Here is a 15,845-nt window from a genome sequence, read left to right as displayed (position 1 = left end):
TGTGGGTAAGGGGTTGTCACGAGCCGATATCCTGCTCTAGGAATCGCCGCGAGGCAATGGACATTTTAAATTACATTATCGACAACTGGGGGCTGATCGCCACCCGGACAGGTGAACATGTTGCCATCGTCGGCGTTGCGGTCGCTCTGGCAATCGCCACCGGCGTGCCGATCGGCGTGGCCATCACCCAGAACCGCCGCGTCGCCGACGCGGTGCTCTATGCCGCGTCGATCATGATCACCATCCCCTCGATCGCCCTGTTCGGGATGATGATTCCGGTGCTCTCGCTGATCGGCCACGGCATCGGCTACCTGCCGGCGGTGATCGCGGTATTGCTGTACTCGCAGCTTCCGATCATCCGGAATACCTATGCGTCGATCAGCAATATTGACCCGGCGCTGCGTGAAGCTGCCCGAGGCATGGGGCTGACCCGGGGACAACGGCTGCGCGAGGTCGAGCTTCCGATCGCTTTGCCCGTGATCATGGCCGGCGTGCGCGTCGCGGTGGTGATGAATATCGGCGTCACGGCGATCGCGACCTATATCGGCGCCGGCGGCCTCGGCGCCTTCATCGCACGCGGCATCAGCCAGACCGACCCGCGCCAGCTCGTCACCGGCGCCCTCGCGGTCAGCATCCTTGCCGTCGTCGCCGATCTCGCCCTGCTCGGGCTGCAGAAGCGACTGACCTCCCCGGGACTCAGGAAACGATGATCCGACTGGACCAAGTCAGCAAGACCTTCCCCGGCACCACGATGCCGGCCGTCGACCGCGTCTCGCTCGAGGTGGCGGAAGGCGAAATCTGCGTGCTGCTCGGCCCGTCCGGCTGCGGCAAGACCACGACGATGAAGATGGTCAACCGCCTCATCCAGCCGAGCTCGGGCGACATCTTCATCGACGGCCGCAACACCTCCGACTACGACGTGACACAGCTGCGGCGCAGCATCGGCTACGTCATCCAGCAGATCGGCCTGTTTCCGAACAAGACGATCGAGGACAATATCTGCATCGTCCCCGACATCCTCGGCTGGGACCGGCGCAAATCGCGCCAGCGCGCGGCCGAGCTGCTCGAGATGGTCGCGCTCGACCCCGGCGTGTTCCTCAAGCGCTACCCGAAGGAGCTGTCCGGCGGCCAGCAGCAGCGCATCGGCGTTCTGCGCGCCATCGCGGCGGACCCGCCCGTCCTGCTGATGGACGAGCCCTTCGGCGCCATCGACCCGATCAACCGCGTCATCATCCAGGACGAGTTCCTGAAGATGCAGGCGCAGATCCGCAAGACGATCCTCTTCGTCAGCCACGACATCGACGAGGCGGTCAAGATGGCCGACAGGGTCGCCATCTTCCGCAATGGCAGGCTCGTCCAGTACGACACACCCGACAACATGCTGGCCCATCCGGCGAGCGAGTTCGTCTCCGATTTCGTCGGCGGGGACCGCACGCTCAAGCGCCTGCAACTGCTCACCGTCCGCGATGCGATGATCGCCGATCCGCCGCGGGTCCGGGCGGCCGACAGCCTGCAGCAGGCCGCGGCCGCGATGGAGGCGCATGGCCACCAGTCGATCGTCCTGGTCGGCCCGCGCGGCAGGGCGCGCGGCTACGTCAATCTGCAGACGGCGCGCAGCGGCAACGGAACGGTCGGGGAGAATTACGAAGCGCTGCCCACGACCATCCGGCCGCATGAAGACCTGCGCACCGCAGTCTCGACCATGTTCCGGCACGACACGCAGTGGCTGGCCTGCGTCGACGACGACGGAATGTTCGTCGGCTACGTCACGCTGCGCGGCATCACGCATCTGCTCTCAGAGACCTATCGGGATGGCTGACGCGCTGGTGCCCGGCATGGTCGCGCAGATGCGCCGGAACGCGGCCTATCTCTGCCTCTTCCTGCTCGGGGCCTGGGCCTGGGGCAGCGGGCTCCTGCCCGGCCTGCTGGAGAGGTGGGAGGACATCGCCTATCTCGGCCAGCAGCATGTGGAGCTGGTCGCCCTCTCGGGCGGCGCGGCGATCCTGTTCGGCGTGCCGCTCGGCATCCTGCTGACCAGGCCGCGCTTCCGCCGGGTCGGCGATGCCGCGGTGCAGATCCTCAACATCGGCGCCACCATCCCGACGCTGGCGGTGCTGGCGCTGGCGATGAGCCTGCTCGGCCTCGGCAACACGCCGGCCGTCTTCGCGCTGTTCATCGCCTCGCTTCTGCCGATCGTCAGCAACACGATGGCGGGCTTGCGCGACGTGCCGCCCGCGCTGCTCGAAGCCGCGCGCGGCATGGGCCTGTCGCCGCGCCACACGTTGCTGCAGGTCGAGCTGCCGAACAGTCTGTTCGTCATCTACACCGGCATCCGCACGGCGCTCGCGATCAATGTCGGCACCGTTCCCCTGGCCTTCCTGATCGGCGGCGGCGGCCTCGGCGAGCTGATCTTCACCGGCATCGCCCTGAACGAGTTCGGAACCATGCTCGCCGGCGCGATTCCGACCGCCCTTCTTGCCGTCCTGATCGATTTCATCGTGGCCCAGCTCCAGTTCTGGACCATCCCCCGCGGCGTCAATCCGTTGCGCTGACCGCCGCCGGGCCTTTCAGCAACGAATGCAAGGAGATTCCCATGAAGCTTCCATCCCGGATTCTTGCCGTGGCCGCGATCGCAGCCGCCTGGGCGATGCCGGTGCAGGCCAAGCCGATCGTCGTCGGAGGCAAGAACTTCACCGAACAGCTTCTGCTCACCGAAATCACGGCGCAGCTTCTCGCGAAGAAGGGCTTCGAGGTCGAGAAGCGCGACGGGCTGGGCTCGCAGGTCCTGCGCGACGCGCAGGTGAACGGCCAGGTCGATGTGTACTGGGAGTACACCGGCACCTCGCTCGTGACCTACAACAAGGTCAATGAGCGGCTGGACGCCAAGGACACCTATGAGCGGGTCAAGGCGCTCGACGCCAAGCTCGGCCTCACCTGGCTCAAGCCCTCGGCCGCGAACAACACCTATGCGCTCGCCGTCCGCCAGGAGAACCCGAAGACGGACGCGATCAAGACGCTGTCGGATCTCGCCACCGTCTTCAACGCCGGCAAGGACAAGCCGGTGATCGCGGTCAATGCCGAGTTCCCGGGCCGCCCGGATGGGCTGCCGGGCCTGCAGTCGACCTACGGCTTCAAGACGAGTCGCGCCAATCTGCGCTCGATGGATTCCGGGCTGACCTACCAGGCCCTCAAGGATGGGCAGGTCGATGTCGCTCTGGTCTTCGCCACCGACGGGCGGATCAAGGGGTTCAAGTTTCGCATCCTGACCGACGACAAGGGCTTCTTCCCCAACTACGCCGCCGTTCCGGTCGTCCGAACCGAGGTGCTCAAGGCCAATCCGAAGCTCCAGGAGACGCTCGAAGCCCTCTCGGCCAAGCTCGACGACGAGGTCCTGCAAGGGCTCAACGCCAAGGTCGATGTCGACAAGGCCTCGATCCCGGACGTCTCGCGTGAGTTTCTGAATACCGCCGGCCTCATCTGAAGAGACAAAAGCGCTTCGCGGCATCAGTAGCGGTGTTCGTGGGGCGCTCCTGTCAGCCTTGCGGCTCGATCGCCGAAGGTTCATGCTGCCGGGGCGAAAATGAGGCCCAGAGCGCCGACCGCATCCAGCAACTAGCGCCAATACCGGACGTTGGATGACCGCCTGGAAGCGGACATTCCGAGAGGCATACCATCGCTAGTCGAGAGGCAGATGATAGCTCATTGTCAGGATGGAGCGCAGTTCGGGCCAATCGGCGTGTGAAATACGTGGAATCTCGCAGGCTGCACGGTGAGGCTCCTTCAGACCTGTCGATGTGGAGATATGAACGACGGGACCCGCAGGCAGTAGCGCCTGTCGGGCCGCGATGCGCAATGCTGCCAGGCCCGCGGCTGAAGCGGGCTCGCTCCATAAGCCGTCGAGCCCAAGGGCTGCCTGTGCATCTGCAATGTCTTGATCGCTGACCGCGATCGCGAGTCCTCGCGACCGACGCAGCGCGGTGATGCCGCGGAAACTGCCGCAGGCAGATCCGATCCCGTGGGCAATGGTCTCCCCTGGTTCGAGTGTGCAGGGTGAACCGCCGCCATAAAGCCGCCCGATCGCTGCAGAGCCCTCCGGCTCGGCAGCGATCAACATGGGCTCATCCTTGGTGAGGCCCAATGCCTTGAGTTCGGCGAAACCTTTGCCGATCCCAAACAGCAGCTCGCCATAGCTGGTCGGAATCGACACTGCGGCGGGTACTCGCCCCGACTCCAGAAAGAGCTCATAAGCGATCGTCTTGTAGCCCTCCGGGCCGAACGGATGGCCGGTATGGGTCGGTGCCGTGTTGCCGATCAGATACCAACCGGGCTGGTGCGACAGGACGTCGAGGAGCGGCCACCGCGCGGCCCGCGGCATAGCGACCACTGCGGCGCCATAAGCGCGCATTTGCCTGGCATGCGCCCCCGAGACACCGTCGTCGCAGAGCACGATGCATTTCAAGCCGGCCCGGGCGGAGTAAGCTGCGGCGGAGGCACCGTGATTACCGGACGATGAGATGATCGTACCCATTGCGCCTGCCGCCGCAGCAGCGCTGACGGTGCACAGGCTCAGGCGATCCTTGTGGCTCCAGGTAGGGTTGGCGCTCTCGTCCTTGATGACAAGCTCCGGTACGCCGGCCCAGGCTGCGGCCTGCGGTGCCTTGACCAGCGGCGTCGCCCCCTCGCCACAGCTCAGCCCGGGCAGAAGAGGTGGCAGCAGCGGCGACCAGCGTTCGAGACCGGAGCCGAAGCGCGGCGCGAACAGATCGCCCGGAAGCCGCTCATAAGCGTAGCCGACCTCGTATGGATAGTGGAATGCCTCACCGGCGAGGCTACCGGCATGGGCGATGAACGGCACGGTTTGCGGATAAAGCGGCTGTCGTTCGCCGTCGAACATCGAAATCAGGCTGGTGGCCAGCGAGGGCGACGTGCCGACCCACGCAGGTAAGACCATCTGGCGTGCTGGGTCGGAACCCGTGACAGGCCGGTGGTCGGCAAAAGCGCTCATGCTCGCCTCAGCGCAGCGGCAAGGCGTAGATTTGGCCGCCGCGGGTCCAGAGGTCGTTCTGGCCGCGATCGAGACCGATGCGGGAGCCCTTGCCGAGATTGCGCTCGAAGATCTCGCCATAGTTGCCGACTGCAGCAATCATCCGCGCGACCCAGCGCTCATCGAGGCCCAGCGCCTTGCCGAGGCCGGGTTCGCTGCCGAGGAGACGCTTGAGTGCGGGCGGCCCGTTGATGGCAAGCTCGGCAGCGTTGGCAGAGGTGACGCCCATCTCCTCGGCCTCCATCAGAGCGAATACGACCCAGCGGACGACATCATAGAATTGCTCGTCGCCCTTGCGGATCGCGAGCGCGGTCGGCTCCTTGGAGAGACGTTCAGGCAGCAGGGCGTAGTCGTCGGGCCGCTCCGCCTTTAGCCGCATCCCGATCAACGGCGTCGAGTCGTTGCTGTAGGCGTCGCAGCGGCCTGAGAAGAAGGCATCTTCAACCGCATCGAGCGTTGCGACCGTCACCGGCGAGAAGGTCATGCCGTGGGTGCGAAAATATTCGGAGAGGTTGAGCTCGGAGGTGCTGCCCTGCTGGATGCAGACAGTTGCGCCGCTGAGCTGCTTGGCGCTGGTGACGCCGAGCTTGCGGGGGACGATGATCGCTTGCCCGTCGTAAAACCAGATCGGCGCGAAGCGCAGGCCAAGCTGGGCCTCGCGAGTCAATGTCACCGTCGCCGTCCGTGAGAGCACGTCGATCTCGCCGCTCTGCAAGGCGGTGAAGCGCGTGACTGTCGTCGTCGGAACGAAATCGACCTTGGTCGCATCGCCCAGGACGGCCGCCGCGACGGCCCGGCAAAGGTCGGCGTAGATGCCGGTCCAATTGCCCTCGCGATCCGGCATGGTGATGCCCGGCGTCCCCTCGGAGGTGCCGCATTTGAGGACGCCACGCTGCCTCAATGCGTCGAGATGCGGCCCAGCCGCCGCCGGCGGAAGCGATGACAGCAGCAAACTGGCCGCCAGTACCGTCGTTTTGAGGAAATCTTGGACCATTCGCCCCTCCATTCTTGTTCGATGAGGCTAGGCAAGCCCGTTCCATGCGTCCAATGTCCGAATGGCTCAATCCAATAACGAAAGCTGATACTTATGCAGCATCGGCAGATCGAGGCCTTTGCCGCAGTGATGACCAGCGGCAGCGCCTCGCGCGCAGCGGAATTGCTGAGCGTCACTCAACCGGCGATCAGCCGCTGCATCGCCGAGCTGGAGCGCGAGCTGGGCTTTGCATTGTTCGACCGGATTCGCAGCCGGATGGTCCCGACGTTCGAGGGTCGGATGTTCTTCCGTGAGGTCGACAGCCACTTCCTGGCAATGGCGAAACTTGAGGCCGCGGCCACCCGCATTCGTGAATTCGGTGCCGGCGAGCTGAAAATCGCGAGCCTGCACTCGCTCGGCGGTAGGCTGGTACCGAAGGCCGTGGCATTGTTCCAGAAGGCTTTCCCACGGATCAATGTGACGCTTCAGGTTCAGTCATCGAGCCAGGTTCGGGATCTCGTTGCGTCCGGGCAGTTCGATCTCGGATTATGCTCGGAGGAGATCGACCTGAACGGCGTCGAGCATCAGCACTTCGCCGATTATCGGATGGTGGCGGTCGTCCCACGCGATCATCCTCTCGCGGAGCGGGCGGTGATCAGACCGGGGGACCTCCACGATCAGCCGTTATTGCGGCTTGATTTCGACGAGCGCCTGTCCCGCGATCTCCAGGCCGCATTCGCCGCCACCCAGGTGAAGCCCCGCGCCGTCGTGGACGTCGAATATTCTGCAACCGTATGCGCTTTGGCCTCGGAAGGGGCAGGGATCGGCTTGGTCAATCCCGCTGCTATTCCGGGGCTTGACCGCTCAGGTTTCAAAGTCTTGCGCTTCGAGCCAACCTTGCATTTCCGCAAGCATCTCGTCTTTCCGCCAGGGCGCCCGCGGCCTCAGCTCGTTCGCGATTTCCTGGGTGTATTGGCGGAGGTGAGGAATCGATTTGCCCTCCAAGTCGACAACAGCTGAGAAGCGCCACTTCCGGACATTGGGTCACCGCCCGAAAGCGGACGTTGGCCCTCTGCTCAGGCAACGTCTGTTAGCGACCTAACTCGGACCTTGAGCTGATCCGCTGTCGGGCTATCCGGCTTGCGTCACGAGCCGCGAGACTGCCTCAACCCCAATCCCATTCTGACTGAGCCAAGCGGGCCCGTAGGGAACGTAGCCAAACGGCGAACCCGTTGGTGACGAAATTATCTCTGATCAGGTCGCGGTCTTGTGGTGAAGCATCGAAGTCAGCGAACCTTGTCGGCCCGGAAAACGACATCTGGATCGAGCACTGAGAGAAGCGCGTCGAAGTCGCCGCCCCGCGCCGCCTCGAGAAAGGCTTCAACCAGTTTCCGCTGCTGGCTCGAACGGTATTTTCAAAGATGGGCGGACCTTGCACGCGGTGGGGCGCGCGACTTGCGAGTTGGCGCGTTGCCTCGACGGAGCGGCCAACGACGGGAGCGATCCCCTCATAGGATAGCGCAGCCTGACCTGCGAAGCCGAAGCTGGATCCGCTGCTGCCGGTTATCGAGGCTATCCTGGATGGGGATCGGGCGTCTCCGGTGAACTTCTGGACGACGTCCGGAGCTTCGACGCGTTTGAGGGCGCCCGAAATAACGGGCTCGCCCTTTGCGGGCTCTGCAGGCTCGATGCGATCTTCAGGCGGTTAGGACCTTGCCTCCCTGCATGACGAGGCGAACGTCGCGCAGAGCGGCGAGATGGCTCAGCGGATCGGCTCCGACAACAAGGACGTCGGCCGCCAGACCGGGAGTGAGACTGCCGGTCTGAGTCTCGATGTCGATGACTTTTGCAGCGTAGCCGGTGGCGGAGACGATGGTTTCCATCGCCGTCATCCCGCCTTCCTGCATCAGCTCCATTTCCAGCGGCAGATCGTCGAAGCGCGTGAAGCGCCAGCCGGCGTCGGTGCCCGCGACGAAGCTCACGCCGGCCTCGCGCAACTGGCGGAACTGGTAGAGGTTCTGGGCTGCAGATTTCTCCCAGCGGACCAGGAAGGCCGCCTCGGTCTCGGTGAGCGACGGTCTTCCGCGCAGTTCGCGAAGCACGGCGCCGCCGACCGCGAGCGTGCCCGTCACGGGGATGCCCGACTTCGCCAGCTTCTCGGCGACGGCCGGCTCATAGACCTGCCGGCCGGTGCGGTCGGAGATGAAGCCGGCATGCTCGAGCTGATCGAAGCCAGCCTCGATCGCCATCTCGATCGAGCGGGCGCAGAGGCAATGCGCGGTCGCCTTCCGATCGAAGTGATGAGCCTCGTCGACCATGGCATTGAGCTCTTCCTGCGAGAAGGCCGGGTTCCAGGATTGCGTGCCGACAGTGCCACCGCCGCTCGCCATCACCTTGATGAAGTCGGCCCCGAGCTTGATCATCTCGCGGACTTTCTTGCGGACGCCGTCGACGCCATCGGCCTCGCCGCCGAGATACCAGACATGGCCGCCGGTGATCGTGATCGCCTGGCCGCAGGCGACGACGCGGGCGCCCTCGCCATGGCCGAGCTGCAGGGCGCGGCGGACGTCGATGGCCGTGCGCCCCTTGGCGCCGAGATCGCGCAGCGTCGTGATACCGGCCTTCAGCGCTTTGACCGTCGCCAGCGCCGAGGTCGCGACCAAGACGCCTTCCGTCTCGCGCACGGCGTCTTCGAGAATGGTGCCATCACCGGGCAGATTGAGATGGACATGCGTGTCGATCAGGCCCGGAAGGATCGTCGCGCCGGGATAGTCGTGGGTCTCGGTGCCCGACAATTCGGCCGGGACAGGGCCGGACAGGACCGCCTCCACCTTGCCGCCGGAGACCACGAGGACCGGATCCTGCACCGGAGCGGCACCAGTTCCGTCGATGAGTTGGGCGGCCTTGATCAGCGTCTTCACGGCATTCGCTCCCGGAGCGTCTTATCTTGATCGGATAGAAAAATGGCGGAGCCGCTCGCGAGCAGCTCCGCCGTCAGGCTCAGTCGGCCAGCGAAGCCGCGCCGAGATATTCGAAGCCGCCGCCCGAATAGGTCACTCCGGTCAGCTTCTTCGAGGTCATCACCAGATCGACGTTCTGGCGGATCGGCAGCATCACCGCCTCGTCCATCAGGAGCTTCTGGAGCTCTTGATAGATCGCGACGCGCTTGGCGGAGTCACCCTCTTCGCGGCCCTGTTTGAAGAGCGCGTCGAGCTTCGGGTTCGAATAGTGGCTCCAGTTGAAGTACTGGCCGGCGGTGAACCAGCCCGAGAGGGCATCCGGATCGACGCCGATGTACTGAAGCGGCGTCAGCGACATGTCGCCGTTGATGTTGGCCGCGAGCCAAGCCGGCGAGGCGAGCAGCTGGACATTGGCCTCCATGCCGACTTTCTGGAGGTAGTTCTGGATGGCCTGAGCCAGCAGCGGATAGGACGTCGAGGTGGAGATGGCGGTCAGCGTCAGGGAAAGGCGCTTGCCGTCTTTCTCCCAGAAACCGTCCTTTTTGGTCCAGCCGCCCTCCTTGAGGGTGGCCTCGGCCTTGGCCGGGTCATAGGGGTACATCGTCTCAAGCGACTTGTCGTAGCCGAACATCGAGGGCTGCAGCGGGGTCAGCGAAGGCTGAATCGCGCCGGCCTCGGCGAGCTGGACGACGCCCTTCTTGTCGATGGCGTACTGGATGGCGCGGCGCACGGCGACGTCGTCGGTCGGGAACTTCTTGGCATTGACGGGGGCGAAGATGCCCAGCCCCGTGATCGGGACCGGGATCGCGGTGAAGCGATCCATCTTCTGCATCGCGTTCCAGTGCACGCCCGGCGTCTGCTGCATCATCTGCGACTGGCCGGCCTGGAACTGGCTCACGCGGGCCTGCGGATTGGTGACGATCTGGAATTTCACCTCCGCGATGTTCGGCGGCCCCTTGTGGCCGACGGAGGGCGGGTTCCAGTTGTAGGCCTCGTTGCGCTTGACCACGAGGCTCTGGTTCGGCTCGTAGCTGACAAAGGAATAGGGGCCGGTGCCGACAGGGTTCAGGCCGAGGTCCTTGCCGTATTTGACGATGGCGGCCGGAGACTGCATGCCGAGATAGGGCACGCCCAGCTGCCGCAGCAGCGGCGCGTAAGGCGTCGCGCACTTGATGTCGACGGTGAACTTGCCAGTGGCGACCGCTTCCTTGCAGGGCCCGAGCAGCGCGATCGAGACCTTGGCGGCGGTGTCTTTGTTGGTGATGTACTTGATGTTTTCGACGACGGATTCAGCATCGAAGGCCGTCCCGTCATGGAACTTCACATCCTCGCGCAGGGTGAAGCTGTAGGTCAGCCCGTCGGCCGAGACCGACCACTTGGTCGCCAGCAACGGCTCGACCTTGAAGTCCGGCGTCAGCCAGACCAGTGTGTCGAAGATGTTGACCAGCAACGGGCCCTGGTTGCGGGCACCGGTAGTGGCCGGGTTGAGCGTGTCGATTGGCTCGGCCCAGCCGACCGTGATCTTGGCGTTCTTGTTGGGTGCCTGTGCCTGCGCGCCCGATATGGCGAGTGTCGAGAGGCCTACCAGCAGCAACCCCGAAATCCCTGTCTTCATCGCCATATCCCCTTTTTTGGGCGGCTTCAGCCGCGATTGAGCGTCGGGTCGAGTTCATCCCGCAGACCATCGCCGACCAGGTTCACGCCGACGACGAAGAGTGAGAGGAAGAGTCCTGGGAACACCGTGATCCACCAGGCGAGCGTGATGTAGTTCTGGCCGTCGTTCAGGATCGCGCCGAGCTCCGGCGTCGGCGGCTGAACGCCGAGGCCGATGAAGCCGAGCGCCGTGACCCAGAGCGCGGCGATGCCGAGCCAGGTCGTGGTCAGCACGATGATGCCTGACATCACATTGGGCAGGATGTAGCGCAGGATGATCCGCGCCTGGGAGGCGCCGGCGCAGCGCGCCGCCTCGACGTAAGGCAACCCGCGAACCTCGACCGTCGCCCCCTCGACGAGCCGTGCGAAGACCGGCACGAGGATCACCGCGATGGCGAGGACGCCGTTGACGAGACCTGGTCCGAGGATCGCCGTCACGGTGAGCGCCAGCAGGATGCCGGGGAAGGCAAGGAGGAGGTCGATGAGGCGCATGATGCCGAAGCCCACCGCCCCGCCAACATAGCCCGCGACGATCCCGACCGTGGTGCCGGCGAGTGCCCCGAGCAGGACCACGGAGAGGCTGGCGATCATCGTGGTGCGCGCGCCGATCAGAACCCGCGCAAGCAGGTCGCGGCCAAATGCATCAGTGCCCATGAGGTGGACCGCGGTGGGCGGCGAGAAGGTCGCCATCGGATCCTGCGCGACTGGATCGACCGTGATGAACAGCGGCAGGACGAAGGCGAGGAACGCCAGCATCGTGCAGATGACGAGACCGAGCGAAAGACTGCGGTGACGAAGCGCGCGCAGCACGGCGCGGCGGCGCGACCAGCGGCGGGTAGCGAGCACGGCCGGATTGGGCTCGACTGCGAAGACGGCGGGAATTTGAGCGCTATCCGTCATCGTGCGATCCGCGGATCGAGCACGGGGTAGAGGATATCGACGATGAAGTTCGACAGCGCGTAGATGAGCGCGATCATCATGATCAGCGCCTGCACCGTCATGTAGTCCTTAGCCAGGATCGCCTGGATCAGGAGGCGTCCGATGCCCGGCCGCGAGAATACAGTCTCGACGATGACCGAGCCGGAGAGGAGTTGGCCGATCTGCAGGCCGATGATGGTGAGGATCGGCAGCAGCGCATTGCGCATGACATGCCAAGCGAACAACCTGACCTCCGGCACACCCTTGGCGCGGGCGGTGGTGACGTGCTGCTGTGCCAGCGCAGTGATGACGCTGGAGCGAATGAAGCGGGCATTGAAGCCCATCGTGCCGAGAGCCAGTGTCACCGCCGGCAACACGAGGCCCTTTAGTCCGGTCCCGCCGACGACATCGAAGATCGGCCATACAACGGCGAACATCAGGATCAGCAGCAGGCCGAGCCAGAAGCTCGGGATCGACATGCAGATCAGCGCGAAGCCCATGCCGGCGGTGTCGGCTGCGCGATTGCGTCTCACAGCCGCGACGATGCCGATCGCCGAACCGAAGATCAGCGAGATCGTCAATGCCGCCAGCGTCAACTGGGCAGTCGCAGGAAAGCTGGAGGCGATCAGCGATGAGACCGTTTGCTGGTTCGCATAGGAATAGCCGAAATCACCGCGGAGCACCTGGCCGATCCAGACGAAGTACTGCTCGTGCAGCGGTCGGGTCAGGCCCAGTTGCTCACGCAGTCTCGAGATCATCTCTTTGTCGCCCGCGCCGGTGCCCAGCATGGCGATGACGGGGTCGCCAGGAATCAGGCGGATGATGAGGAAGGCTACGACAGTGATGCCGAAGGTCAGGGCTATGATCGCGACGAGGCGCTTGAGGACATAGCCGGCCATCGATCAGCCCATCCCGCCCGCTGTGGAGGACGCGGGTGCGGAGAAGGTCGGCCCTGATGCGTCGCTTCCGAACTGTACCATGATACTATAACACTCTCACGTGCGTCAGCGGCCGTCAATAAGTTCCATGTGGGACGAAACTCCTCGGATAGGCAAATGAGTGACTCGCAGCAAACGCGCCGCAGCACGTGTTGGGAAGGCAACGCATGGATTTCACGATCGACAGGTCCTTGCCGATTTCGATCCGGCAGCAGCTCAAGGGCTTGATCGAATATGCGATCGCTTGTGGCGATGCGGCACCGGGTGAGCCGTTACCCTCGGTCAGGGACTTGGCTTCTGCACTCGGCGTGGCACCGATGACCGTGAGCCAAGCTTACTCCGATCTAAAGGGGCTCGGGCTGATAGAGACCCGCGCAGGTTCGGGCACCTTCATTGCCGAAAGCGGCGGCGAGCCGTTGCACGCGCAGGAGGGCTTTGCCGCGCTGCATGGTCAGATCGACGCGTTGATCGATAAGGGTTTGTCGCTCGGGTTGCGCACCTCGGATGTTGCATCGCTGATCCATGCACGACTGGCGTCGCGGGCCCGTCTCGGCCGCCGCAAGAGCATTGCAGTGGTCGGCCTCTTCGGGCCGACAACGGCGCGCTACGCCCGACTGATCGCGGAGCAGATCGGCCCGACAGCAACCGTCGAACCGGCGACGATGAATCAGATTCAGCAGGATTCCGCATCCCGGTCGAGGATCGCTTCGTCCGATCTCGTCGTGACCTTCGTCAACCGAAGACGCGAAGTTGCCAGCCTTTTGCCCGGCGCCCGAGTCGTTGGGATACGCTTTGTTCCTGCCGAGGAGACGCGTCGCGCGCTTGCGGCCATCGAGTCGGGGGCTCGCCTGCTGCTGGTTGCTCGCGTTCCGGAGTTCCTGCCGATCATGAAGTCCGGGGTTACCCGCTTTGCAACCTCTCTCGGGCTTCTGAATTTGACAGCAGGGAGCGCCGCCGACATCGCGTCGCTGGCGGCAGAAGTGGATGCACTCGTTTATGCGTCGGGGACCGAAGACGTCTTAGCAACCATTCCGCAAATGCTGCCGACGATCGAGTATCGCCACATTCCAGACCCCGTTGATGTTCAGCGTCGGATCGCTTCACTTTTGGACCATGAAGGCTAGTTGGCCGGTGTCCGCGGCGCGACTGGCTGGCCCACCTTCGATCGGCTCATGAGTGCGTCCTCAACCGGACAATGCCTACGCCCGTAATCGGGTCAGGATTGGCCGCAAAATCGCCTCGCAAACTGGGTTGCCGGAAAGCGGATGTTCCGCGTGTCCGTTAAGGGCCACCTTCGGTCGCCAGATAGGGTTCTCCGAGTGTCTCACACGGCTCGAACTTCCCTGTTGGTCGCTCCCCGGAAAGTGGACATTCGGCGTGGACCGCTGCGCGGCCATTTCCAACAGCTAACGCGCTGCGGATCGCCCGATGGCGCATTTTGCGATGGAACTGGGCGGACGTTGTGCGTCCGCCCAAGCCCTCATTTGTTCCAGTCTGCCGGGATCGACGGCGGGCGCATTGCTGGCCAGGGGCGTAACGGCCATGAGAAGAGCAGTGCATCCGGGCCGATGCCAAGCGTCAGGCCACGAATATGCGGCCCCAGAATGGTGTCGATCCGTCCGACCTGACTTTCCAGGAACGCAGCGTTCACAACGTCGAGTTCCTGCGCCTTTGGGGATTGCGTGCGCGTCGTGCCTCGTCCTCCATCGTGGAGTTGCCAGGATCCGCGAGCGACGCTCTCCTCTCGGCAATCAACCCAGCGTTTGCCAATCATATCCGTGCAAATCGTATTGGCTGAATCGCCAGCCGACATTCGCAGTACGATCTTCGTACCGATCGAGGAAATCCACGTCTTCGCGATTTCATCGCCATAGATATCGCTAAGCTGGTTGAGGTCTTGGAGGCCAAGGATGACGCAAATACCTCTTGAACGGCCCTTTTCGATGATCTGATGGAAGCCTTCGAGTTTTCCTAATTGAGGAAACTCGTCGAGCATCAACCAGATCCTTCGCTGAGAGTCGTCGCGCAGGATGGGGCCGACCGCCAGGTTCGACGCACATCGGACGAAGGCCCCGATCCAGCTTTCCGAGAGGCTCGGCAGATGAGGCGCACGCTGAAGGGCTATCGCCCGATGCGTTGTCGCATCATCCGCAAGATAGTCGCGGATCGAGAAGCGCTTCGCCGACGGCCGACCCCAGGCTTCCGCCAGCGGCATCAACACGGCCGCGCAGTGCGCCTTCAGCGTTGCCAAAAAGGAGGCGCTTGTCCGATCCAAGCTGCCGTCCTCTGCCACCTGAACGAAAGATTGGGCCAGTGGAAACGACTTCTGAAGCAGTTTGTTGAGGTGCTTTGGTGCTGCGAAGACCGCGCCCGCGAGATCGGCCACGGGACAACGCGAAGGCCGCACTTGAGCGAATCACACAGTCTCGGACTGGTCCGCGCTCACTCGACCCGGCTCTGATTGATGCGTTCAGCCGCGTCATGCGCGACAACATCACCGCCGGAGAGATCCCCTTTCGGAAGGCCTATATCCGCTCGCTGGTCGATCGCATCGAAGTGGACGATCACGTCGTCCGCATCATCGGCGACAAGGCCACCCTCGAACAGGCGGTGGCGCATGGCGCCTTGGCAGGAAATGCGGTTCGCAGTTTTGAACCGAAATGGCGCGCCCGAAAGGATTCGAACCTCTGACCCTCAGATTCGTAGTCTGATGCTCTATCCAGCTGAGCTACGGGCGCGTCTCAGAGCGTCATGACGCGTTGCGTCCGGCCTGATGACGGGGGAGATAGCCGGTCCATTTCGTCTTGGCAACCCTCAAAATCGAGAAGTCATCGAATTGTTGTGATCGGCCTCCGAACGGGTTCGGGTCGACGCACAGGGGCGGTTCTGGCTGGCGATGACGCCAGAGCGGCGCGGTCGGCCAGGAGCCGAGCGGAGGGCTGGAACGTGCCGGCAGGCGGCGCGCAAGCGCCGGCCTGCGGGCGATGGTCTGGGCCGGATCAGCGCGTCGCGCGTCGCGTGGCGCGCACGACGGAGGGACCGGAGACGGCGCCGGCCGCGCCGCCCACGACGGCGCCGACGGGCCCGGCCACGACCGCGCCGGTGCCGGCACCGACAGCTGCGCCGCCGATGCGTTGTTCGACAGTGTTGCCGCAGGCGCCGAGCATCAGGGTCGTGGTGAGGATCGCGGCGAGAAGGGGCAGGCGCATGGCGGTTCTCCGTGTGAGCGAGGATCGAAACGCAATCTTGTCGTCCAGGTTCCAAAGGAGGAAAAGCGGATTTCCTGCTTGCCGGGCTGCGATCACACTTGCGATCCACGGAAAAATCCGTATACAGCCGGCATCGCATCAGTCGCACCA

At 64.1% G+C, this 15,845-nt stretch carries 15 protein-coding genes and 1 tRNA gene; 7 read left to right on the top strand and 9 right to left on the bottom strand.

From position 1 onward, the window contains the following. Positions 1-56: 56 nt before the first annotated feature. From FHT98_RS09575 to FHT98_RS09560, 4 genes are read left to right on the top strand one after another with little or no spacing between them, the layout of a single operon-like run. Positions 57-710, top strand: a complete 654-nt coding sequence (locus tag FHT98_RS09575; protein ID WP_091857572.1) for an ABC transporter permease — start codon at positions 57-59, stop codon at positions 708-710. After that, entirely contained in the window at positions 707-1,819 is a 1,113-nt protein-coding gene (locus FHT98_RS09570; RefSeq protein WP_142113862.1) for an ABC transporter ATP-binding protein, read from the top strand. The genes FHT98_RS09575 and FHT98_RS09570 overlap by 4 nt, the downstream gene beginning before the upstream one ends. Next, positions 1,812-2,552 (top strand): ABC transporter permease, encoded by a 741-nt coding sequence (locus tag FHT98_RS09565; protein WP_282568647.1) that lies wholly within the window; start codon positions 1,812-1,814, stop codon positions 2,550-2,552. Before FHT98_RS09570 ends, FHT98_RS09565 begins: the two co-directional genes overlap by 8 nt. Positions 2,553-2,593: 41 nt before the next feature. Next, the gene (locus FHT98_RS09560) at positions 2,594-3,481 is read left to right on the top strand and encodes a glycine betaine ABC transporter substrate-binding protein (protein WP_142113861.1); all 888 of its coding nucleotides are present in this window, start codon (positions 2,594-2,596) and stop codon (positions 3,479-3,481) included. Positions 3,482-3,676: 195 nt separating this feature from the next. Here FHT98_RS09560 and FHT98_RS09555 read toward each other — a convergent pair whose 3' ends face one another. After that, a complete protein-coding gene (locus FHT98_RS09555) occupies positions 3,677-5,005 on the bottom strand; it encodes a threonine synthase (RefSeq protein WP_170843413.1) in 1,329 nt (442 codons plus the stop codon). Positions 5,006-5,012: 7 nt separating this feature from the next. Beyond that, a complete protein-coding gene (locus FHT98_RS09550; protein ID WP_142113860.1) occupies positions 5,013-6,038 on the bottom strand; it encodes an amino acid ABC transporter substrate-binding protein in 1,026 nt (341 codons plus the stop codon). Positions 6,039-6,131: 93 nt separating this feature from the next. Here FHT98_RS09550 and FHT98_RS09545 point away from each other — a divergent pair, with 93 nt between their 5' ends. Next, the gene (locus tag FHT98_RS09545) at positions 6,132-7,037 is read left to right on the top strand and encodes a LysR substrate-binding domain-containing protein (RefSeq protein WP_142113859.1); all 906 of its coding nucleotides are present in this window, start codon (positions 6,132-6,134) and stop codon (positions 7,035-7,037) included. 677 nt (positions 7,038-7,714) lie between these two features. On the opposite strand, the gene FHT98_RS09535 is transcribed toward FHT98_RS09545, so the two are convergent. The 4 genes from FHT98_RS09535 to FHT98_RS09520 all read right to left on the bottom strand — a co-directional run bounded on the left by FHT98_RS09535 (position 7,715) and on the right by FHT98_RS09520 (position 12,447). Further along, entirely contained in the window at positions 7,715-8,938 is a 1,224-nt protein-coding gene (locus FHT98_RS09535; RefSeq protein ID WP_061971046.1) for an amidohydrolase family protein, read from the bottom strand. A 79-nt stretch (positions 8,939-9,017) separates the two neighbouring features. Continuing rightward, positions 9,018-10,592 (bottom strand): ABC transporter substrate-binding protein, encoded by a 1,575-nt coding sequence (locus FHT98_RS09530; RefSeq protein WP_185745115.1) that lies wholly within the window; start codon positions 10,590-10,592, stop codon positions 9,018-9,020. 26 nt (positions 10,593-10,618) lie between these two features. After that, entirely contained in the window at positions 10,619-11,530 is a 912-nt protein-coding gene (locus FHT98_RS09525; protein WP_061971043.1) for an ABC transporter permease, read from the bottom strand. Beyond that, positions 11,527-12,447: an ABC transporter permease gene (locus tag FHT98_RS09520; protein ID WP_061971041.1), complete on the bottom strand. Its 921-nt coding sequence runs from the start codon at positions 12,445-12,447 to the stop codon at positions 11,527-11,529. Before FHT98_RS09520 ends, FHT98_RS09525 begins: the two co-directional genes overlap by 4 nt. A gap of 206 nt (positions 12,448-12,653) precedes the next feature. Between FHT98_RS09520 and FHT98_RS09515 the strand changes: the two genes are divergently transcribed. Continuing rightward, complete coding sequence (locus FHT98_RS09515; protein ID WP_113586928.1) at positions 12,654-13,610, top strand: GntR family transcriptional regulator; 957 nt, start codon at positions 12,654-12,656, stop codon at positions 13,608-13,610. A 356-nt stretch (positions 13,611-13,966) separates the two neighbouring features. Here FHT98_RS09515 and FHT98_RS09510 read toward each other — a convergent pair whose 3' ends face one another. Then, the gene (locus FHT98_RS09510; protein WP_185745114.1) at positions 13,967-14,872 is read right to left on the bottom strand and encodes a type IV secretion system DNA-binding domain-containing protein; all 906 of its coding nucleotides are present in this window, start codon (positions 14,870-14,872) and stop codon (positions 13,967-13,969) included. A 95-nt stretch (positions 14,873-14,967) separates the two neighbouring features. On the opposite strand from FHT98_RS09510, the gene FHT98_RS09505 reads away from it, so the two are divergent. Beyond that, positions 14,968-15,177, top strand: a complete 210-nt coding sequence (locus tag FHT98_RS09505; protein WP_142113856.1) for a hypothetical protein — start codon at positions 14,968-14,970, stop codon at positions 15,175-15,177. Here FHT98_RS09505 and FHT98_RS09500 read toward each other — a convergent pair. Together FHT98_RS09500 and FHT98_RS09495 are read right to left on the bottom strand one after the other, a co-directional pair. Beyond that, positions 15,148-15,224 (bottom strand) — tRNA-Arg (locus tag FHT98_RS09500). The genes FHT98_RS09505 and FHT98_RS09500 overlap by 30 nt on opposite strands. Positions 15,225-15,485: 261 nt before the next feature. Continuing rightward, on the bottom strand, positions 15,486-15,695 hold the full coding sequence (locus tag FHT98_RS09495; RefSeq protein ID WP_142113855.1) for a hypothetical protein: 210 nt from the start codon (positions 15,693-15,695) through the stop codon (positions 15,486-15,488). Positions 15,696-15,845 lie beyond the last annotated feature (150 nt).

Source organism: Allobosea sp. AK1 (assembly GCF_006714945.1).
GTDB classification, from domain to species: Bacteria; Pseudomonadota; Alphaproteobacteria; order Rhizobiales; family Beijerinckiaceae; genus Allobosea; species Allobosea robiniae.
Note: the sequence above shows the minus strand (reverse complement) of the source record. Positions and strands in the feature narration are given on the sequence as shown.